The following is a 20,890-nucleotide window of genomic DNA, read 5'->3' as shown; positions in this document are numbered from 1 at the left end:
CTATCGAACTCTAATTTATTAGGCTATCCCCGCAGTCCTTGCGGTTAGAAGCTGTATTGCTTCATTCTTTAGATTGATACTTGCGTTAATATCCCTATCATGGTGTTTACGACAAGAAGGGCAGTCCCATTTACGTAGGTTTAGGTGTTTAACGTCTTTGTTTTGATATCCACAACAAGAGCATAATTGGCTTGAAGCAAATGTTTTCGATACGACAATGACTTGTTTGCTGTACCATTTTGCTTTATATTCCAACATGGTTCAAAACTGTGACCATGATACCTCACTAATTGCTTTTGCTAACTTATGATTCTTTAGTATATTCGATACTTGCAAATCTTCTATACCGATAACATCATGGTTTTTGATGATTTCAAATGATAAAACACGCAAATCATCTCTATTTGTAAAAGTAAACAAGCCACCCTTTAAAAGAAAGCAATAGCTTGTAAGGATGGCTTAGTTTGTTGCGAATAGCTTTGTATTTAATTGTTTAATCTCCCCTTCTGCAAGAGGCTGATAAAAAGCATGTTGTAATCCTTGAGAATGTAAGGTTTCTCCTATACATAGCAATACTTTACCAGGAATTAAATCAAGTAGTAGATCATTATTAATTTGCTTTGCCTGTTTTTCAGTAGAAACATAAACAACTAAGATTGTAGGATTATTCCCTAAGTCTTGCATAATAACATCTTTCCCTGACTCTACAAAAGTCTTCCATCTAGCGATAATCCGCTTTAATCGATCCTTTGTATCTGATAATAAGGTGGAGTATACAACAAAATTAAATTTACGATCTTCTCCACCGCTTACTACAAAACTTAAAGGAGGGGTAAAAACCCCTTTACTTATAGATGGATGCATAATATGCCCCACAAAGGACGGAGCATAGCGTAGATGGCAGAGTAAGTCTATATCATGCCAATAACGTAGGTGAACGTATTTGCCGTGATTATCAAGGCGCTCCGGAGCAAAGTAAAACATATTTCCTTGCCAGTACTTTAAGAGCTTAAACCCATTATCGGATAACGTATAAGCCTCCTCAAGAATTTCCATATCAAAATTCTCTACTTGCCATTTTTCAATGAGACGATAGTAAAGTAGTCCTTGAAGTGCATCATTAATTCTCTTACGCGAAAACTTATCTTTGAATAGATATAATAAATGATTAAAACGAACAGATGTATGAATACCGATGAAAGTTAGTATTGCATGCTGTTCTTCTGTTAAACGCTGCTTAAACGTAACTAATTCGTCATAGGAATGGAATACATAGGTTTTATCCAGACTATGTATCCGATATACCTGAAGTCCCTGTGCGTCCTCATTTGATAAATGTGGGACGGAAGGGAGATATGGAGACATTTGATTCTCTATTGTACGCATAGTCATTCATTAAAATTGAAAGATTGCAGAACTAGATTTTTTACTTTGGCCTTGAGGATAATTTAAAATACGTACAGTTCCTCTGCGATTTTTTGGATCAATATTAAGCAGCTCACATGTAACGATTGTTTGGTTAATTGCATCTTCTGGAGTTGGATTGGCAAGATTACGGCTCTTTAAGCCTTTAAACTGAATACCTGGTGCAACTTCTACGAAAATACCAGCAATGGCATCTACACCTACAATTTTACCTACAAAACGGTCACGTCGTTTCTTAAGATCTAATAGCTTTTCCATTGGATCTGTTTCTAGTTTCTTTTTATTTCCTCTAAATTCATAGCGGCCGTTCTTTTCTACTACTTTATCGATAATGAGCTCTACAACATCACCAATAATAATATCCTCCGGACGTACAAATGAATGTGACCAATGTGAGTACCTTACCCCTATAGTTACACCATGGACTTCAACCAGAACGGTTTGTGCAGTTGGAATATGACCTGAAACTGTTCCTGTGTATACTTTATTCCCACCTTGTGAGGTTACTTCATCATATAATCTTTTTTGTAATGCGAGCTCTCCTGCTGTGATTGATACAACGGCAAAGTTCCCTTCCTCTGTCTTTTGGAAATGCTCAATGATAACAGGTTTTGTTTTACCAACTAGCCATTGAGGATTTTTAGGAATTGTTATCCCTGCCTCTGTAATAGGGCAATATGCAGTTGTATGGGTACCAATTTGCATCGTAAGTACGGGTATGCGTTCTGATTTACCATTTTTAGTTGGGAACAACTTTTCAGAGACTACTGTAATTAAGCCTTTACCTATAATACGTTCCCGTTTCATACGAGCTAACTCTTCTAATTCATGCTCACGTACTCGTTCAAATTGGTTGAAGTTTGTTTCTACTGGTGTGTCCCCTGCTGTGATTTCTTGTTCAAAAGCCATTCCTAGTTCTTCTGCAACGTGTGTTGTTTCTTTCTCTACTGTCATCCTATTTTTCCTCCTAGAACGTAAAAAAGGACACACCTGTACCGTTGGAATGGTACGTAAGGTGTGTCCTTCACGTAAGTTATAGTTTATTTATATAGTTATTAATTCTAATATAATGGTATTTCAAAAATTTTGCAAGTATAAAATTAATATGAGTTTAATAGAAAAATTGTAAGTAGAAATATTATTAAATCTATAATACAAGTACATTAAGTAGAGGAATAAAAAAACAGTAACAATCCCCGCTGTACCAATAATTACCAATTGATCTCTATATATAAAATGCTAACAAAATATTCCATTATTAATACAAATATGTTATTTTTTGGTTGAACGATAATAAAGGAGGATGATTTAATTGTTAAAGAAAAGTATTATAACTAGTCTTTCAACTTCATTACTGGCAATACCTATTTTAGTAGGATTTACCCCGTCTGCTTCAGCCGAAATGGAACCTCAAAACACATATGAAATTGAAATTTTAGATGAAAATGCTGTATTAAATCCAGCAAATTTCGGTGTTCAAGAACCAAAACTTTTATGTGCTACTTGTAATCAGTATAAAAGTAGTATCGTTTCTGAATCCTTAGTTTCTAGAACGTATAAGGGAACTGTTACATTAAGTAGTACTTCGACACTTTCAGGAGAGATATCATTTTCATATAAAGGAGCTACGGTTAAACTTGGAGGCTCTAAAGTGAATTCATCAAGCCGTAAATTCAAAGAGTATTCTGTAGTAAAAGATTATCGTATAAGAGTTAAAACATATAATCCAATTGGACAGCTTATTTCTGACGAAACAGTAAATAAGAGAATTACAACTCTTGATAGAGTACCAGTTTAAAAGAAAGCCCTTTGTAAAAAGGGCTCTTTCAAATAATACTGGTTAAGTTCCATAGACAGTGGATAAAAAATGGTGCTAATAATGAATTTGTTTTTTTATATATAAAACTAGTTACAACACTCAATATAAATGGAAAAATACGATACTCCATTGGCATACTATGTAATGAGGCAAAAATAATGGATACTATGCAGATACTAAGCCAAAATGGAATGTAACACTCTAATGTATCTAATACAATTCTTTTAAAAAACATCTCTTCCCAAAATGGTGTCATAATAACCACGCCTAAAATAACTATAGCTATGTGGGTCATGGATGTAATCTGTATTGTCTCGGTATCTATTGCTTGATCTTTTATAACGATTAAATTCCCTGTCTGTGATAAAACAAATATTATGATATATCCCCCAAATACATATAAGTAATTTTTAAAGTCGACAAAAAACGACCAATGAATTTTTTGTAGCATATACTGCCTTACCTTTTTAGGAAGAAAAAACATTATCAAAAAAATCAGAGTTATTATAAAAGAATCACTCATTTGAGTATATATTGTAATATTAAACAAATATTCAAAGAACCTCAAAAGTAAAACTATGCCTATAAAAATTAAGGTACAATACAATAAATCCTTAGATTTTTTGATATCCATCGGCCCCTCTGTTATTAATTTCAATTTGTGTATATTTTTTACATATCTATTAGTTTTATTTTATCATATTTTAGGTAGTATGGGTTCTATGAAATTATCAATTAAAAAACTCGTCTAATTCTTTGCTCATCACGTTAGATGTATTTTTCTTAGGTTGTTCATTTCTATATGACAGTGGCTGTGCACCACTATACTTATTTTTCTGTTGAGCCTTGAGGCGTTCTTGACGTTCTTTATAGGTCATACGGCTATACTCTTGTTGCTCTTCAGTGTTTTTTGTGTTTTCTACCATGTTTTTTTCTAAGTTTTTATGAACAGTAGCACTAATTGATTCGTAAACTTTTGCAACTTCGTCATCTAGTTTGTTTTCTTCTGTAAAATCTACTGCTTCTATAACTGGAATCAGCTTTTCACCAATATCTGTTTCTGATTCTTCCGCTATTTGCAGTGTATTTACTTCTTCTTGTAACTCTTCTTGGAATGGTTCGGTTCTAACTGAAAGCTCCATCTCAATTGAAGCATCTGTGTTCCACTCTTGTTCCATTATAGAAATGGATAAACCTTTGTTAAGTTCGGCCACATCCATATCTATTTCATAGGAATCTACTATATCCTCTGGCTTTAGCTCAATTACTTCCTTGATTATTTCTTCAACTATCTCTTCATGTATTTCAGGTGTTACACATTCCAACTTTTGTTGCGTGTCTATGTCATTTAAGACTCCATGACGTTGTAAGGCATCTAGTAAGCGTGAGGCACGTGTAGAACCAATATTAAATTTATCCTGCAATGCCGATAGGGAAGCCGCCCTGGACTGCTTCACAAAAATTACAACATCATCATATAAGATATCTTTAAAAAAGCTTGTCTCTTCAAGCGCGGCCTCCTTGTCTTCGCTTGGAATGGCTACTTCTTGAGGAATACTTTTATCGGGATTTGTTTCGTACAAGACGGTAGAATTTATATCAGACGCCTCTGGCGATAGTGGACTACTATTGTCTTTTGAAATTAGAACTTTACGAGGTTCTTTTCCTGTATAGGAGCTGACAACTAGATTTTGTTCTAACTTCTCAATTAATCGCGCTGTCTTCATATAGCCAATCCTAAATTTTCTTTGCAGCAGGGATGGCGAGACTTGCTGTGATTCAATTACGAAGCTTTTAATCTCTTCATATAGAGAAGTGTCCTCTTCATCTTTCTCGTTGTGGCTTGTCTGTTGTTCATTAGCAATGGATGTATTTGATACAACTATATCTTCGACTTCTTTTGTTTCAGGTTCAGATTTATTCTCCTTATAATTATCCAATGAGACAATTTGCTGTTGTCCCTCGTCTGTTCCTATAGAATTGTTCTGCTTCATCGTATCAATCTGTATAGGTGGTAATGGTTCTTTTGTTTTCATATTCTCCGCATCTACGTGCCTCATTGGATTTGCTTTAGTAATAGATTCCTTAATTAGAATGAGACGCTCATTTCCCCAATATTGCCCTAGTTTTTCGTCAACTTGAATAATCGCTTTAGCAAACTCTTCTTTGGGTACAAAATTACTTGTGATTTGTTGTACAGGCTGCACATGATTATCTTGTACGATACGAGCAGCACAAATAAATGCACCTTGTGCCATAATATCCCCTGGCGACATAACCACTTCTTTTGTTTTTTGATAGGTTGATCCTAAACGACTAACGGGATTCTCTTGCATAGGAGAAATGCCTTGTTCAGATTCAGATTCTTTAAATTCCTCTTTTTCGCCAAACATGTCAGAGAAAATCTTTGCATCATATGGCGTAACATCTCCAAATATCATTTTGTTACGGAATGAGCCCAGCAAGGTAAACATGTACTGCTCTGTGAAATCGAGAGCTAATTGAGATAGTGTTTGGCTTGCAATTGTCAGGATTACTTTATATTTACGAGATTGTGCAGGGAATTCTTTAAACGGGCGGACAACGTAATCTGGGAATTCATCGACAATTATATGGTGGTATGGTGAAACGTTTGGTTCTCTACGGAATACAGCATTCTGCATACTAAGTAAGACGAATTTTCCTAATACATTAGAAAGGTCTGCCAATTCCCCTTTTGCCGTATTTACTAATAAAATTCCACCTTGTTCTAAATGTACATCAAAATCGAAATCGGATTTACCAAATAAAACTCGTCGTATTAGTACGTTCGAAGCAAGGTCTTTTAAAATATTACGTAATCCTTTTACATATTCTTCTTCTCTATCATAATGCATGGGGTGCCCGCGGTATTTCCCTTTTTTATAAACCGCAGGTTCGCCTTGAGAATCTGTTTTTTCTCGAATTGTATTATCAAACCACTCATCTATCCCTTTTATAATTTTATATTCGTTGTTCTGGTCCCGCGAAGCAGCGCCAGTTTGAACAAAATCGTATAACCTTTCCACCTGTACTTTTAACAGTTTATGCATACGATGGACACGTTCTACATCATCATACATCTCTATCAAGTCGTCGAAGGTTACATCTTTTTGCGGGTTGTGCAGCTTTAATAAATAGATATGTTGCTTAAGATGGTTACGCTGTGCTTGTTCAAAGAATGCATTATTGGATTCAGATAAACCCTGAATAACCATTGCGAAAACCTCTGCTACTTTATCAACTGGTCCACGCAGAATGTTTATGTTTTTTGTATCAGGGTTAGTTGGATCAATATAGTAAACAGAGCTTTCAGGAATTTTGTGTGCTTGTACTAACTTAAATACTTTTTGACATAAATCATTACTCGGTTCAATAACAGTGACACCATTTAAAAACGTCCCTTTTACTTCTTCCATATCATAATCATTTTTTTTATAAGCATTCTCGAACTTATTAATGAAACGTACCATCCAGTGTAAATCTTGATTAATCATTGGAATGATTAAACTAGATGTTTTACCAGAACCAATTGGACCAATAATGATTCCATTTAATGTTCTATCTTTCCCTTTGATACGAACCATTTCTTTATGCTCAATATGAGGACCAATTTCTACATCAGGATATATTTGTTGTTCCTGACTATTAAACCATTTTTGTAACTTGTGGTTTTTGTACTCATATTTTTGTACCCATTTTAAAATTTCTTCCCGGTAACGAACAATATGCCCGCTATACCAAAGAGTAAACAAGATCATAAATACAGTAGGTAAAAACACAAATATCATGGTTAATGTGTGGAAATTCCCCGTTAATACATGGCCTACTGCCTGATATTCACCAAAATTAACATGCGTTGCTTTATCCGTGAGATAAGGGATAACCTTTGCATGGATAGGAGCAGTTGCAAACCATAAGAATTGGATATCAACTGCGATGTGTGAAGCAATTAGAATGAAAAGTTTCCCATTTTTCACATGTAAAGCTGGAATACGGCTGTAGAAACGAAAACTAAATTCTCCTAGAAATAAAGAGAAGAACATTAAGATAAGTGGTACATATGTAATTTCTATAGGATAAGACGGTAGTTCAAATGCATAGTATAGTAACTTTATATAGTTTATTAAACCGACTCCAAAAGAAATAATAAATGCGCTAATTAGTGTAATAGTTGTAAATAAAGGCAACCTTTGCTTAAACGTATTCATAAAGGCTCACCTATTCCTTACAGAAACAGCTGAGCTTTATGGCGGAATGTAAAACGTTCTTGTAACTCTGGATTAAATCGCTCTTTTGACTTTTCTAGAAAGAACTTTGCTGCATCTTCAGTCTGTTTTAAATATAGGTCGATACTAGCTTTTTCACAAAGCTTGTCATATTCTTCTTGAGAAAGTACAGCAATATTCACTTCTATTTTCTTAGCAGTTGCAGTTTCAATCAATACGTCGTACCAATAATAATTAGGCTTACCAGGTATTTGAATATCTTGTAGTGAAACGCTGAACTCCGCACCTTCTTCTGTAATATGTTCAAGTACTAGTTCTGGATTTGCTAATGCCTCTCTCACAGAAAGCACTCCCCCATTGGCTGTTGATGCAGTTGTAAATTGCAAATTCATTTTCATTTTCCACCTTTCTCCAAATAAAAAAAGGCAAGCGACACCCACTGTAAAAACAGCGTGTGTCGCTTGCCTTAATTCATATGTTCTGATTTGATTGTAGTTTTAATTATATGTTCAAACGTTATTCTACCACCTTAAATAATGAAAATCAATAAAATTATATAGTGTTATATAAAAAAATAATAGATTAATATAACTCAACAAGTTTACGTCTTTTCGGATGAACGTTATTTGCAGTACGTACCATGATCTGTTCATCCATGTCTATATGGATACTTTTATTTTGGATTGATAGCAGTCGTACATTTTCATAAGTGTCCATCAGAAGAATATCTCTGGGCTTTTCACGTTTAGGATAGATAACTACAAGTGGAACACCGTCATCCCCTTCTCTTCTTGAAAACACGACGTCATCTAATCTAGCGATCATTCGATAATCATTTTCGTTCCCAAAAATAAAGAAGAAATCTTGTATAACGTCTTTGTCTCGCCTATAAGTTCGACGTAGACCGCCATCTATTGGTTCCTTAAATATTTGTACGTTCTCAACAAATGCATAACGCCATTCAGCATCTCCTACTGTACGTTGAGATAAAGGCACAAGAATATCTTGTTCGAAATTTTGGTTGTCATCTTTTCCAAGAATGATATCTGAAATAACGTCTCCAGCATCTTTAAGTGAGCAGACGTACATATTTAGATTAGGTATTGTCATTAAAAGTTCGTGATACTCCCTCATAGAAAATAATAGATTCTTCATACGTACGTATGGTGGTTCTGCTTCTTCTGCAAGGAACATTGATTTGTCGTACATGACAAAAATAACTGAAACATTGTCCTTCGTTTTTTGAGCATATTCTACATACTTGCCTACTTTTTCAACTAAGGTAGAATTGGTTTCTTTACACATATCCATTTCAATATAGATATTTTTATCTTGATATGAAATGTGTTCATCAGGTATCACCGGTAACTGGCCATCCTCAATTCTCATATTTTTCTTCAGGTAATAAGAGCGGATATCTAATTCATATAAAATCTCATTATTTTGTGTCTTCTCTGTAGTAGCTAGTAGAGTACGAACAAGAACCTCACGTGAACATAAAGTGTGAAGTGAATTTATACGTGAATATCTTTTTTTTGAAGCGCCAGGTGGGAGCTTCCCTATCTCTTTTAAGAATTCAATTATTTTCTCTTTCAAGGAAAATAAAGCGCGTTTTGTTATACTGTCATCCCTTTTATCTATTTTTTTAGTTAGGATAGCACCATATTGGGAGTATCGGTCGAGTTTTGTAAATACGCTTGCTTCTGAATATTCCCTCCCCTCAAATGCACTATATAACGTAGTGATTTGACGTGTTGTAAGGGCTCTTTTGTAATATAAAACTGTAAAAACAAATATGTCTGCTTCTTTTAGATGAAAATATTTTTGGGTACCTGGTCGTTTATATTTATACAGTTTTTTGAACATTATATACACCTCGTATCTTAAATTAAACTAAAACTAAATAAGTATCATTTTATATATACTAGTACATCTAAATATTGGTTGTAAAACAAGAAAAAATGAATGAGAGGATTTGCCTTCTAGAGATATCTACTCTTGTACTCCAAAGTTGGGATGATAACTTGCTTTATAAATCTGTAGAAAATTATTGATTTAATGGGATTTACGAGATTGTTCTGATTGTTAGGACGGGGTACTGCTAGATACCTAACAAGCATTCAAAAGAAAAATTACTAATAAAGTGATGTTATACCGCCCTAACAAGACGTAGATAGGAATATTAAGATTTTTATGGATTGAAATTATTCAAGAATTATAAAAAGGATTTTGATAACAAAGAGTGATTTTCTTTCCTCGTTATTAGATTATTAATTTCTTTTTTGTGATTGAGTGTCTACTTCTATTACTGGTTCAGTGCGAGATTCAATTTTTTGTAGGCTTTTCCTTTTGTGTTGAATCATCAATTTACTTAGATGAAAATTAATGTTATTTCTTTCTGAATCAACGGCATGGTATAAATACGTCCATGGGCTCTTTACCTTAATATAGATCCCCATTCACTAAACCATAAAACTACATAATAAATTTTGAGATACCGTCTTTTGTTCATATGAAAATAATGGAGTGAAAATGTCAGAACGATCGAAGTAAACTACTCAATCATTTTAAACTACAAAGTGTTTAAAATGATTGAGTAATTTTGTGGATATGAAATTAACAATCTTCCCTAATAGATTTTTAGGAATGACTGAAATTGATAAGAAATTGGATTCACATGCAGCACCCTTGTTTTTACTGCATACACAGTTGTGCGAATTAATAAAAGAGTTAAGTTAAGTGAAGAAATGCATTAACATAACATTAACAATCCCTTTTCTAACAAGAGATGAATCATGTAAAAGCAAATTGTTAATGAAGGGAAAATGAAGTATGAATTTTTATAGAAACTTAATGGAAGCTTTTAATCAATATAAATAGATGAGTGCAATGTTAATTATTAAAATACAGAACTTTCCCCTCATTATTATATAAGCGGTACATATAATTCTTATACACACAACTTACATGTACCGCTTACTATGTAGTGTTGATGTGAAATTGATATATATAAGAATGGAATTTATTGATATATATAGCGTTTAATGTACGCTGTATATACAAAGTGTATATATAAAATGCACAAGGTTTTGGATTGATAATTTATAAGTTTTATGTCAATAAAATAGAGCTATTTTTTGATATGTTCATTTCATGTAGTCATGATAGTAAATCAATCCTTGTTAAAATGTGAATTACATGAAGTGTGAGATTGATATATCATATATACGCTTTATATATACATCGTATATAAGAACCTATGTAAAATAAGGATTTCTTTTATTAAGAGACTTATAAGTTCTATATATAAGTTTTATATATAAGTTTTATATAGAATGACTTGATATACGACGTATAATGATGTACTATGTTTCTAGGAATAATTAACCAATGCTTTAAGGGGGGGACAACTTGAACGAGGTTTTAAGTGAAAAATATCAAACAATCAAGTTTACAGATGAAGTAGTAAACATGTTTGCTGATATTCTTGAACAAGATGAGATACTATACAGTGTATTTCTATACATAGGAAACGTAGTAAACAAACAATTTCAAGAGACAACATATATGAGGGGCATATCCATTAATGAAATAGTGGAAAATGTAGTTATAGACAGGAGAGTAAAGAAAACAAAAGGAAAATCTTATTCATTAGAAGTTGAACGTACAAATATATCAAGGCGTTCGGCTGAAATAAGTGTGAGTACATTATCATCAATGTCTTTAATTTATGAAAAGACTATGCACCCATATAAATTTTTAATCTTAACTTATAGAGGACAACAAGTACTTATTGAATTAGGAAAAAGAAAAAAAAGTGAATAAGGAGAGATAAAATAATGGCAAAGAACTTTTTGAAGAATGAAGTAGCAGTTAAAATGACGATGATTGGTTTTGGTCAAGCTGGTACTAGAATGGTAGATAAATTTGCGGAATATAAACATACAGACGGAACAGCAGTATATAACTGCTTAGCGCTAAATAGTAATGATGGGGATCTAGCCGAACTAAAAAATGTACCAAAAAGCAATCAAGTTTCACTTAAATTAGGTGGTTTAGGTAAAAACCCTGAGCGTGCGGTAAAGGTTCTTGATTCAAATGATGACGCAAAAGAAAAATTAAAAGAATTTATAACTGAACGTGTAAGACCATCTGATGAACTTGTTTTGTTTTTTGCAGGACTTGGTGGAGGCACAGGAACTTCTACAATCATTAAGGCCATTGAAGAGTTTTCGGCTTTTCATAATAAGCCAGTAATTAGACAAGAATTACAAAAAGTTGCACAGCAATACCCAATGGCTGAAATAAAAGCAAATCAAGCGAAGTTTACGAGAATCGCCTTTGAAAATGCTATTGAACGCAAAGACTTTATAAAAATGGGGATTGTTGTAACACTGCCTGTCCGAGCAGATGGGCCAGATGTATTACGACAAGTAAATAAATTTTCACAGGAGATTTGGAAATTAGCAAATGATAAATCAAAAGGTGTAGCATTTGTAGTATTTGCTGATAACCAGCACTTTTATGATGAATTTAAGAAATTAAATGAAAATGAGAAAAAAGGTATTGCCAATTCACGAGACTATGCAAATCAACGCATTAGTGAGATTATTCATGAGTTAAATACTGCTGCCAATGGATCTGGTACATCTGTAATACTTGATTCTCAAGACTTTAAACGTATTTTACTTGAGAAAACGGGCTGTTTAGTTATTAATAAGGTTTCACGCAATATGAACCAGATAGAAAATAGCCATGCAATTATAGAGATGTTCCAAGAGTCATTAAGAGGAAGCTCATTCCATCCTCCAATTGATTTGATGAAGAAAAATAACGATGGTTCTGTTGAAGCGTCAAGAGTACATCATTTTGGCATGCTGGCTATCTTAGATGAGCAAAAAAACATTGATGATTCCTTTATGGATGATGCTAAAGTAGAAGTTTCAAATAATCTACCTATAAATGGTACCGTTTTTAACGGGTATTTAGTAAGTAAGAATGATTTCTTAGGAAGTGTATATACGTTCTATAAAACTGATGCATTACCATCAAGGTTATCTAAAGGTTTAGTTGAAGAATTTAATGAGTTTAAAGAAAGACAAAGCCAAATTCAGTACACAAAGTCTCAAATTAGTACAATAGAGAATGTAGATGATGATGACGACTTAGGCTTTGCATTTGGAGATTTTATTGATATGGGTAGTGATGAAGAAAATAAAGATGCTGGAGCAAATGAAGATGATGAATTTGCGGATTTCCTAGATCCAGATAAGATGTTCGGTACTACAAAATAAAGAAAAAGTCTGGATAAAGATCCAGACTTTTTTGTTATTCCACAGTATTCATAAGAGATTTTATATAATCAATAATATTATCCTGTATGTACTGCTCAATGAAGAGTTGTTTTCTACCCAAATCTTCCTCTTTTTTAAACCACCCTACTTTTCTAGTACGCTCTTCTTCAGGTTTACTATTCCACAGGCTTTCTGCTTGTTTTCTTAATTCCTGACGTGCTCTATGCTCAATAATGAAATTATCCAGTCTATCTTGGCGTTGGCGTAATTTTATGGTTTCTACATCTTCTGGTTGTGGTAACTGTTTCAGTATATTTTCAACCCTTTCTTCATAATGAGATTCAATATGTTTTATTTTTTCTTCTAACTGCTTAGTTACCATTTTTTCGATAATTTCTGCAGCGGCTTGAAGGTTTAATTCGGTAGATACTTCATTTGTTTGATTCTCTGGTGAAACTGGTCTTAAATCAAACTGGTGTGGTAAAAGGTCAATAATGGCATCTAAAGACCATTTTTCATCTCTTTTTTGTTTTATAAATAGAGCAATTTCAAGATCTAACGTATTATAGAGTTTTTCGTTTGTGTTTTGGGTTCTTAAAGTTTCGTGAAGCCCTTTTTCCTCTAGAATGTTGAACCAATTATAAACAGTATTATGATGACGCCCTACTAGTTTAGAAAATTCAGTTATTCGCCATGCTTTTTCAAAAACAGTATCATTTAATATGTCATCATCATTAGTTTGATGGTCTTGTGATTCGTTTTTTTGGTCAATCACTGTAACTACCTCCTTAAAAATCAACTCATAAACACCCTATTTGTAATTAACATGTAAACTGAAATTGACATGTTAGGCATTAATTCGATAATAATCATGTAAATCCCTACCTGTTCAGTAATTGACATGAAATATAAAATTAACATGTAACCGAATGTTTGTTAACAAAACATTAACTGTTAACACGTAATATGCTTGATTTGTTGATATTACTGTTAACTCTAAGTGTCTAAATGGTAATGTTCTATCGATGAAAATACCTATCTTTTATGTTAGTAAGATTAATGATAGTTGCCATGAGATTAACAAATCATGTCACTTAATATTAATGATAAGGAAATATAGGTGTTTTGTAAATAAGTTATAAGGATATAATTAAAGTATACTATGGAAAAACAAGCATACTAAACTAAGGAATTTAAATTATAATGTATAAAAACTAGAGAAAAAGGTAATAATACTAATGTAGTAGTATTATTTGGTGAATTTAAATGTACTTAGCGATATAGGATCAGAATCAAGATAAATAAACTGTAAGAGTTAATTCCCACTCTACGCTGCCATTAATGTGAAATGTACGAGTATTTTAATATGGTATAGGATACTTGGTTGGATTTGCATAGTTAATTTAATACTGGTAGCTTTTAAACAACTTAAAGACGTTATTTATCTAACATAAAACGCCTTGTTTTTTAATAAAGGTGAAAATCATCCGATCCAGGGGCGAATCTTGGGTTTGTATTGACATTAACATGGAATGTGACATTGATATGAAATAAATTACACAAGAACAGCCTCCTATCAATGTTAATGTTTTATCAACTAAAATAACCATAGGCGCCTGCTGTATCTATGGCGGTCTTCCATAAAGGGGCACTTTCAACATAGAATGTTCAATAATCGCTTTGATTAATATATAAATAAAATAAATATATAGTGATGGATTTTATAGAACACTTTGATATGGAGGTTAAATATGCTAAAGTTTCCTTTTGATCATCTAAATAAATCGATCAATACCTTTTCGGTGTTAATTGATTAATTATGTGTGCAAATAACAAAGTGAATAAAGAGAATGAAATTAACATGTTGACCGGTTATTGAGTGATATTGTTAAGAATATCTATATTATTATCATTAACATGAAACTATAATGCTATTAACAAGAGATTGATATTTGAATACGATGCTATACTTGTTGTTAATTTTGTATCAACTAAAAGGACAACTTGTTAAGGGTTTAGTTTCATAGAGTTAAGAGTGAATTTTGAAGCTCCATCGAAGTAGTGTTTATTTAGGTGAAATATATCAAAAAAATAATTGAGATTTGTTATAGAGGTTATTAATACACTGAAGTATGTATTGGTTTATAAGTTTTATTATATTTTGTTAGCTTTTAACTATGGTGCAAGCCTGGGCAGGTTCTATAGGTATTTATAATTCTAGTCATTTAGAAATGTTTCTTATAAGGTTGTTAATGATGTCAAATGAATGTGTGTGTATACTTGTTCTCCGCTGTTAGATATTGATATGAAATCAACATTTAACAGCGGGAATTTGATTACATGTTAATGTCAGTTGATATGTTAATGTGAATGCATTCTCTGGAATGAATTTTAATTGTTTACATAACATTAATATGTGAGTTAATTATGTACTAAGTAGTTTTGAAAATCCGGCTGTATATAAAGGTTGAAAGGTTTTGGTGCAAAAACTCTAAAGTTTTTGCAAGTAATCTTCTAAACTTGGACATACTGATAGTGTTACGCTAAAAAAAGTGTGGTTGTTATGGGGAAAGTCTATTCAAATGGAAATGATAGGAAGTCGAACGCATATTATTAACAGTAAGAGGATATCTACGGTACAACTTCTAATTAAATCAATTATAGGTTTTATTTCTTATAAAATTTAAATGAGAAAATGTATTGACATTTTAATTTTATAAAGATAATCTATACATGAATATCAATTGTTTAAGGGTTATATACAAATAAATAAATAAAAATTTGCTAAACGGACACACCGAAGGCGTATTACCTGCCAGCGGTGTGTCTTTTTTGTGTTTTTGGGGAGGGGAGTAAAAGAAGACTATGAATGCGCAAATGGCTTTTTCCCAACAGAACTTTAAGGTTCATGGGGTTAAGTTTTTCGATGGATTATTAAACATCGTGAAACTAGAAAATGAACGAAAAGAATTACCATCTTCAGCTTTAGCTACTTATATCTTGCTTCACTTTGAATGTAATGATATTGGTATGCTACCACGTGAATTTCAAATCATGGATCTTGCTAAGAAAAGTGGGATTCCCTACACAACAATTTATACGGGGTTTCAAGTTTGCTTGGAGCGTAGGCTCGTAAAAGAGACACCTGTTGGAAATCGTACTGTATATGAGGTTGTAGGTTATGCCTTGTATAACCATACTGCTGCAAAAACTACAGATATATCACTATCATATTTCCGAATTCCATTTCATCTTATTCAAACAACTATACTTAGTAGTCTTGTAAAGGCTCGTGATAACAGAGGGATTATGTTCCTATTAGAATTAATAAATACTTTTTCGAGAAAAATTGGTATGGAGCATTATAAGCACCAGATTCAAGAGTTCGAGATTACAAGAAGAATGGCTTTTTTAAAGGATAAATTGAATCGTAATGCAAAGAAGGTACGACAATACATAGAAATTTTAAAACCAATTGTGAAATTTACAGCAATTGATTCTAAGGAAAAGAAGTCTAGCGACTCTCGCATAGCGCGTGTTAGAAAACAGGTGAAGCAAGTCATCATTGAAAAGTTCAATGTGGTGTTTTCTTCAAACTGTGTAATGGAGAATGATAAAAAAGATTTACATAGGCCAGTAGCGAAATGCAGAAAGGAAGCAGTATCTCGTTTAAAGTATATGGGACAATCATTACGAAAGAAAGATCGTGAAAATATGATGATTGCATTTAAACAGGAAATTGTGGACATTGCTGCATACATGCCAACAAAGGAAAAACAAAACGTATTACTGATTACCGCAATGACTTATGCATTAGATCAGGTTGAAAATTATACGAAAGAGCAAGAAATATTCTCTATTCCTGCATTTATGCGAGTACAATTTAGAGAATCCTGGACTAATTTTACGGAAAAAAGCTTGTCTGTAGAAGAAAGATACGATGTAATGATGAATTATTATAATCAAAATGGTGCCTATCCAGACTTCATAAAATCTTAAAAAATATAGTAAGCAGCAGCCCTTGTTAAAAAATCACATAAAAGCAAGGGTTATTTGGCATGTTCTTTAATTTGAGGACATGTTTTTTTGTTAAGGAAATGTCTTTACCGGCGCTTTTACGTAAATATATAAACAGTTTATGCTGCTTTTGGATACGATTCATTTTGTTTATAATTCGATTCAATACTTGTGATTATCTTAATACTATATATTAAAACCTGTGAATTCTTAGTAATATGATATTTAGCTTCTTAATTTGTGTTTTTTATGATTCATTACTTGTATGTAATGGGGATAGTACGATATGTAATTTGATACATTATAAAAGAACGTATGGTATATAAGGATTCATAAGCACTTGTATTTTCTCTTTATATCTAATAATTGAGTTTAGTTATATATGATTCTTGTATTGTTTATATAAAATACTTGAATATATTTTTATTTGAAATATTGTTTTCTTTAGATTAGATACATAAAAAATAAGAAAAATAAAAGTGAATATATTAGCATTATAATTTTTTGAAACTGTTGACTTTTAAAATTCAGAGATGTATTCTTATACATGAACAACAATTCACTAAGAGAAATATACAAATTAATAGATGCGTTCTTTAGCTAAACGGACACACCGAAGGCACATAACCTGCCATCGGTGTGTCTTTTTTTATGTATTAATAACATTTGAAAGGGAGAAATCAGAACTATGAATGAAATTGTAAGCATGAGTAAAGAGAGATTTGCAAAGTATTGTGAGGATAATTCAACGTTTGAAGAAAGTATTAGTCGTATCATTAGTCATTACTTTTTATTGTTAGGTAACAAAGCTAATATCCTACAAGAAAGGGAGTTTAATAACGAAGTTGAAGAAAAGAAATTTAAGAACAATGTAAAGCGCTTTGAAACTCTATTCCCAGCAGCAGCCAAGAATGCATTTTTAAAAGGATATCAACTATGCCTTGAGTTTGTACATCATCCTGAAACCCACATTCCAGAGGAGCTTTATACTGATTCGAATCTTATTAAAGATATTCCTTTTGCTTTAGTAAATGCTTCTGAGTTTGAATTATATGAAATCATTCGAACAGATGAAACACAGGAATTTAGTGTATTTGCAATACGAACATTTGAGGGGATTCGTCCATTACTAGAACAAGTATTTTGCGAAATTGCATTTGCTGGCGCTGAATGTGCGTTTGAACACGAACGATTGGAAAAAGGATTGGAACTAGTAAATGGGGATACCACTACTTTAACTAAAGTTCCTGTAGATCGTCTTTTTGCAATTACGCCTTCAGTAAATGGAGTTGTTGTGCATGCGGAAGAACATTGTGAGATTTGGAATCTAACTTGGAATAGCGGAGTAACGATAGACAATCCTTTCATTGAGCTTGCAGAGGTTACATTTATTCATCAAACAAGAGATATGATTCAAAAAAGCATTGAAGATGGTGTTTTATACTACAGAATTCTTTATCTCGATACACCATTAAATGAAATTCAAGATCGACTGGAAATACGAATAAAACTTAATTCTGATTTTGAGGCACCACGACCATTGGAACAAGTTGAAGTGGAGTATATTCTGAATGAGATTTTTGGGAAGATTCATCAACAGGCGCAAATTCCAATTGAAAACATGATTTTAATCCAACGCTAAAAGTTAAAGGAGGTCTACCATGGTCAAAAAAATTGTATTAGCCATCAGTGATACTGTATATACGGCATATTTACGAGAAGATTTTGTTGGCGCGGGATTTGAAGTGGCTGATAGTGATGTGATGCATATTAAATATCTAGATGAAATTCTAGATACGGAACAACCCGAGATTCTATGTATTAATGACAAACGATTAAATATTGATGCGGGACAGGAAGATAAACGTGAATTGATTATCTTACAGAAGTTAAGGGATATACGTTTTAATCGAGATATTCGTATTGTAGTTTTTACAGAACGTGAAAATGATGATGAGTTTTTAGCGAAACTGATTTATCTAGGTATCTATGACATTTTCAACTCTCGTAGAATTGATATTGATAATAAAGTCATCCCGCAGTTGCTACAGGAGTCGGATATTAAGAATGTAGCCGAGATTGTTGGAGCAAGTCAGGCACCGCAACAAACGAAATTACCGGACATTCCTGCTGAGGAAGAAGAGGAAGTGCGAAGTGATGAGGAGGAAGGAAGCAATGATGAACCTGCCTCTAAGTCAAAAATATTTAAAAACAAACAAAAACGTAAGTCTGTACAAGAGGAAACGGTAAAAGCACCCATCATTAAAAAGCAATATAAATTATCGTTTGAACCTGTATATGAGAAGCAGATTGGTATAGCAATTCCAAGGAAAACAATTGTTGTGGCCAGTATGAATAGGAGAAGTGGAGCTACTTTTGTTTCACATCTCCTAGCTGCCTATTTGAATGAACTACAGATTGATGTGAACTATATAGAGAATCTATACGATGAGGGATATACGTATCCACTATTAAAGGGCTACACAGAAGCACCAGAAAATTATCGCAGCGAGTTCATGTTACAGCGCTATAAAGAGATGTTACAGAAGGAATCCGATATATTATCGATTCCAAAGTGGAAGCAAGGAAAAATAAACTTTATCGTAAAGAATCCTATTGTAGACCAAGAATTAAAAAATGAAACAGAGCAGGACTTTGACCATTTTATTAAGGTCTTATTGGGGAACCAAGAAGCACCTATTTCTATTATTGATGCAGGGAATGATTGGGACAAAGATTTATACCATGAGATATGCGAAATGGCTGATTACATATTCTTTGTAGCGGAGCCAGATCTTCATCAAATGTTAAAGATAGCACACCCTCTTACGCAAAAAGAAAGAAAGTTAGTTTCCTACTTAGCATTAGAGAAAACAAAAGTAATTGGGAATAAGTTTTCATCATCATTGTTGAAACACGAGGTAGTGGAAGAGTGTTTAGGGCAGAAGTTATTAGCAGCCATACCACCTTATGGAATTGAGGATGTATTTGAAGCACAGTTGAATAGTAGTACGTTACTGTCAAGTCGAAACTATTATAGAGAGTTAGAAGGAATAATGAAGAAGATAGCAGAGTTATTACTACCAAACGAATTGCTGAACCAGAAGAAAAGTTCTATATTAAGTGGATTTCGTTTCCGAAAGACCGAAAATTAAGAAGGGATGATAAAAAATGCAAAAATTTATAATAGCTGCAGGTGCGCTACTTTTATTCATAGGCTGTCTTTTCTTTGTAACAGATATGGTGATTGGGGATACAACACATACTGACAATAAGGCTGCATTAAAGAAAGGGAACAATACTGCCTTATATAAATCAGTAAAAGTCGGTACTTTACGTGCTGAGGAAGAAATAGCCATTGATCCAGAACTAGCAAAGAAAGAGTTCGAGCAAGCGTACAAGCAGAATGCGGCATTCAAAGACCCTGCGTCAAAGCGTGATTTTTCTGTTCATGTTATCCAGGACAAGCCAGCAATGATTGCAGTTGAGGGAAATGTGGATGCAAAGAGCTATCTAAAACAATTTGATGAAAACAAAGGAACAATTAAAAGTAAAGCACGAAACATCTATATTTTTGAGTCTACCTCTGATAAAAAACAACCTGGAGGAAACATAAAATAATAGGGCCAAGAACTGTAAGGAGTGAACCAGTATGCAAAATACCGTAACAACAGCTCTATTATTAACTCTTTTTCTATTCTTTATCTCTTTAATCCCGGAAGGCGTACTATATGGTATTCAATTGGTCAAAGCGCATAATTTTGCTTCTAATACGATAGAGTTAGCTGAAAGAACAGGCGGATTTCAATATAGTTATAATGGGGAAAATGTAGATTTAATCCCTGATATTGAGAAAAAGATGAAGGCAGATAATATGGATGGATGGAAATATGAATTTACAAAAGGACGAGTAGATCGTAACCAACCTCTTTATTTTAAGATTAAATCGGAGCATCAGTTTTATATATTTAAATTGATTGGTGTTGACGGAGTAAAAGCGCCAATTTGGAGCAATCGTGAAGGAGTAGGAAAAGTATTCTTTCGTGAATAGAGCAGACATAATATGAATCTGGTAAGAAAACTATGCT

The 20,890-nt window shown here is 33.0% G+C and carries 15 protein-coding genes and 1 pseudogene; 8 read left to right on the top strand and 8 right to left on the bottom strand.

The genetic code is table 11. The annotated features are described in order from the left end of the window. Positions 1–18 precede the first annotated feature (18 nt). The 3 genes and pseudogenes from JFT89_RS10080 to JFT89_RS10070 all read right to left on the bottom strand — a co-directional run. Positions 19–384, bottom strand: a pseudogene (locus JFT89_RS10080) (RNA-guided endonuclease TnpB family protein); the annotation flags it as partial. A 75-nt stretch (positions 385–459) separates the two neighbouring features. Next, the gene (locus JFT89_RS10075; protein WP_033707477.1) at positions 460–1,386 is read right to left on the bottom strand and encodes a hypothetical protein; all 927 of its coding nucleotides are present in this window, start codon (positions 1,384–1,386) and stop codon (positions 460–462) included. A 9-nt stretch (positions 1,387–1,395) separates the two neighbouring features. After that, positions 1,396–2,379: a hypothetical protein gene (locus JFT89_RS10070; protein WP_002069446.1), complete on the bottom strand. Its 984-nt coding sequence runs from the start codon at positions 2,377–2,379 to the stop codon at positions 1,396–1,398. Positions 2,380–2,737: 358 nt separating this feature from the next. Here JFT89_RS10070 and JFT89_RS10065 point away from each other — a divergent pair, with 358 nt between their 5' ends. Further along, positions 2,738–3,223: an LMxysn_1693 family intestinal colonization protein gene (locus JFT89_RS10065; protein ID WP_033707478.1), complete on the top strand. Its 486-nt coding sequence runs from the start codon at positions 2,738–2,740 to the stop codon at positions 3,221–3,223. Between the two features lie 28 nt (positions 3,224–3,251). On the opposite strand, the gene JFT89_RS10060 is transcribed toward JFT89_RS10065, so the two are convergent. From JFT89_RS10060 to JFT89_RS10045, 4 genes are all read right to left on the bottom strand, one after another. Beyond that, complete coding sequence (locus tag JFT89_RS10060) at positions 3,252–3,878, bottom strand: CPBP family intramembrane glutamic endopeptidase (RefSeq protein WP_002069449.1); 627 nt, start codon at positions 3,876–3,878, stop codon at positions 3,252–3,254. Positions 3,879–3,975: 97 nt separating this feature from the next. Continuing rightward, on the bottom strand, positions 3,976–7,473 hold the full coding sequence (locus JFT89_RS10055; protein WP_201039889.1) for a DNA translocase FtsK: 3,498 nt from the start codon (positions 7,471–7,473) through the stop codon (positions 3,976–3,978). 17 nt (positions 7,474–7,490) lie between these two features. Beyond that, a complete protein-coding gene (locus JFT89_RS10050) occupies positions 7,491–7,883 on the bottom strand; it encodes a hypothetical protein (RefSeq protein WP_016096937.1) in 393 nt (130 codons plus the stop codon). Between the two features lie 190 nt (positions 7,884–8,073). Continuing rightward, positions 8,074–9,357: a replication-relaxation family protein gene (locus JFT89_RS10045; RefSeq protein WP_201039888.1), complete on the bottom strand. Its 1,284-nt coding sequence runs from the start codon at positions 9,355–9,357 to the stop codon at positions 8,074–8,076. A 1,545-nt stretch (positions 9,358–10,902) separates the two neighbouring features. Between JFT89_RS10045 and JFT89_RS10035 the strand changes: the two genes are divergently transcribed. Both JFT89_RS10035 and JFT89_RS10030 read left to right on the top strand, forming a co-directional pair. Continuing rightward, entirely contained in the window at positions 10,903–11,316 is a 414-nt protein-coding gene (locus JFT89_RS10035; protein WP_002069457.1) for a hypothetical protein, read from the top strand. Positions 11,317–11,330: 14 nt separating this feature from the next. Further along, the gene (locus JFT89_RS10030) at positions 11,331–12,785 is read left to right on the top strand and encodes an FtsZ/tubulin family protein (RefSeq protein WP_002069458.1); all 1,455 of its coding nucleotides are present in this window, start codon (positions 11,331–11,333) and stop codon (positions 12,783–12,785) included. 34 nt (positions 12,786–12,819) lie between these two features. Here JFT89_RS10030 and JFT89_RS10025 read toward each other — a convergent pair whose 3' ends face one another. Continuing rightward, the gene (locus tag JFT89_RS10025) at positions 12,820–13,560 is read right to left on the bottom strand and encodes a MerR family transcriptional regulator (RefSeq protein WP_002069459.1); all 741 of its coding nucleotides are present in this window, start codon (positions 13,558–13,560) and stop codon (positions 12,820–12,822) included. A 2,090-nt stretch (positions 13,561–15,650) separates the two neighbouring features. Here JFT89_RS10025 and JFT89_RS10020 point away from each other — a divergent pair. From JFT89_RS10020 to JFT89_RS10000, 5 genes are all read left to right on the top strand, one after another. After that, on the top strand, positions 15,651–16,784 hold the full coding sequence (locus tag JFT89_RS10020) for a hypothetical protein (protein WP_201039887.1): 1,134 nt from the start codon (positions 15,651–15,653) through the stop codon (positions 16,782–16,784). 706 nt (positions 16,785–17,490) lie between these two features. Further along, the gene (locus JFT89_RS10015; protein WP_201039886.1) at positions 17,491–18,444 is read left to right on the top strand and encodes a hypothetical protein; all 954 of its coding nucleotides are present in this window, start codon (positions 17,491–17,493) and stop codon (positions 18,442–18,444) included. A 19-nt stretch (positions 18,445–18,463) separates the two neighbouring features. Then, positions 18,464–19,957: a CpaE/TadZ family protein gene (locus tag JFT89_RS10010; RefSeq protein WP_201039885.1), complete on the top strand. Its 1,494-nt coding sequence runs from the start codon at positions 18,464–18,466 to the stop codon at positions 19,955–19,957. A 16-nt stretch (positions 19,958–19,973) separates the two neighbouring features. After that, positions 19,974–20,423: a hypothetical protein gene (locus tag JFT89_RS10005; protein ID WP_016102700.1), complete on the top strand. Its 450-nt coding sequence runs from the start codon at positions 19,974–19,976 to the stop codon at positions 20,421–20,423. Between the two features lie 31 nt (positions 20,424–20,454). Then, complete coding sequence (locus JFT89_RS10000; RefSeq protein WP_002166817.1) at positions 20,455–20,853, top strand: DUF4320 family protein; 399 nt, start codon at positions 20,455–20,457, stop codon at positions 20,851–20,853. The last annotated feature ends 37 nt before the right edge of the window (positions 20,854–20,890 follow it).

Source organism: Bacillus sp. TH25, from assembly GCF_016650935.1.
In the GTDB taxonomy this organism is placed as follows: domain Bacteria; phylum Bacillota; class Bacilli; order Bacillales; family Bacillaceae_G; genus Bacillus_A; species Bacillus_A mycoides.
The sequence above is the reverse complement of the archived record's forward strand: the minus strand, read 5'-3'. Positions and strand labels throughout refer to the sequence as shown.

Bases quoted from the DNA above. Each gene is read 5' to 3' on its own strand.
- JFT89_RS10010 (WP_201039885.1), top strand. From the start codon at position 18,464: ATGGTCAAAAAAATTGTATTAGCCATCAGTGATACTGTATATACGGCA.
- JFT89_RS10055 (WP_201039889.1), bottom strand. From the start codon at position 7,473: ATGAATACGTTTAAGCAAAGGTTGCCTTTATTTACAACTATTACACTA.
- JFT89_RS10000 (WP_002166817.1), top strand. From the start codon at position 20,455: ATGCAAAATACCGTAACAACAGCTCTATTATTAACTCTTTTTCTATTC.
- JFT89_RS10020 (WP_201039887.1), top strand. From the start codon at position 15,651: ATGAATGCGCAAATGGCTTTTTCCCAACAGAACTTTAAGGTTCATGGG.
- JFT89_RS10070 (WP_002069446.1), bottom strand. From the start codon at position 2,379: ATGACAGTAGAGAAAGAAACAACACACGTTGCAGAAGAACTAGGAATG.
- JFT89_RS10045 (WP_201039888.1), bottom strand. From the start codon at position 9,357: ATGTTCAAAAAACTGTATAAATATAAACGACCAGGTACCCAAAAATAT.
- JFT89_RS10030 (WP_002069458.1), top strand. From the start codon at position 11,331: ATGGCAAAGAACTTTTTGAAGAATGAAGTAGCAGTTAAAATGACGATG.
- JFT89_RS10050 (WP_016096937.1), bottom strand. From the start codon at position 7,883: ATGAATTTGCAATTTACAACTGCATCAACAGCCAATGGGGGAGTGCTT.
- JFT89_RS10060 (WP_002069449.1), bottom strand. From the start codon at position 3,878: ATGGATATCAAAAAATCTAAGGATTTATTGTATTGTACCTTAATTTTT.
- JFT89_RS10075 (WP_033707477.1), bottom strand. From the start codon at position 1,386: ATGCGTACAATAGAGAATCAAATGTCTCCATATCTCCCTTCCGTCCCA.
- JFT89_RS10015 (WP_201039886.1), top strand. From the start codon at position 17,491: ATGAATGAAATTGTAAGCATGAGTAAAGAGAGATTTGCAAAGTATTGT.
- JFT89_RS10005 (WP_016102700.1), top strand. From the start codon at position 19,974: ATGCAAAAATTTATAATAGCTGCAGGTGCGCTACTTTTATTCATAGGC.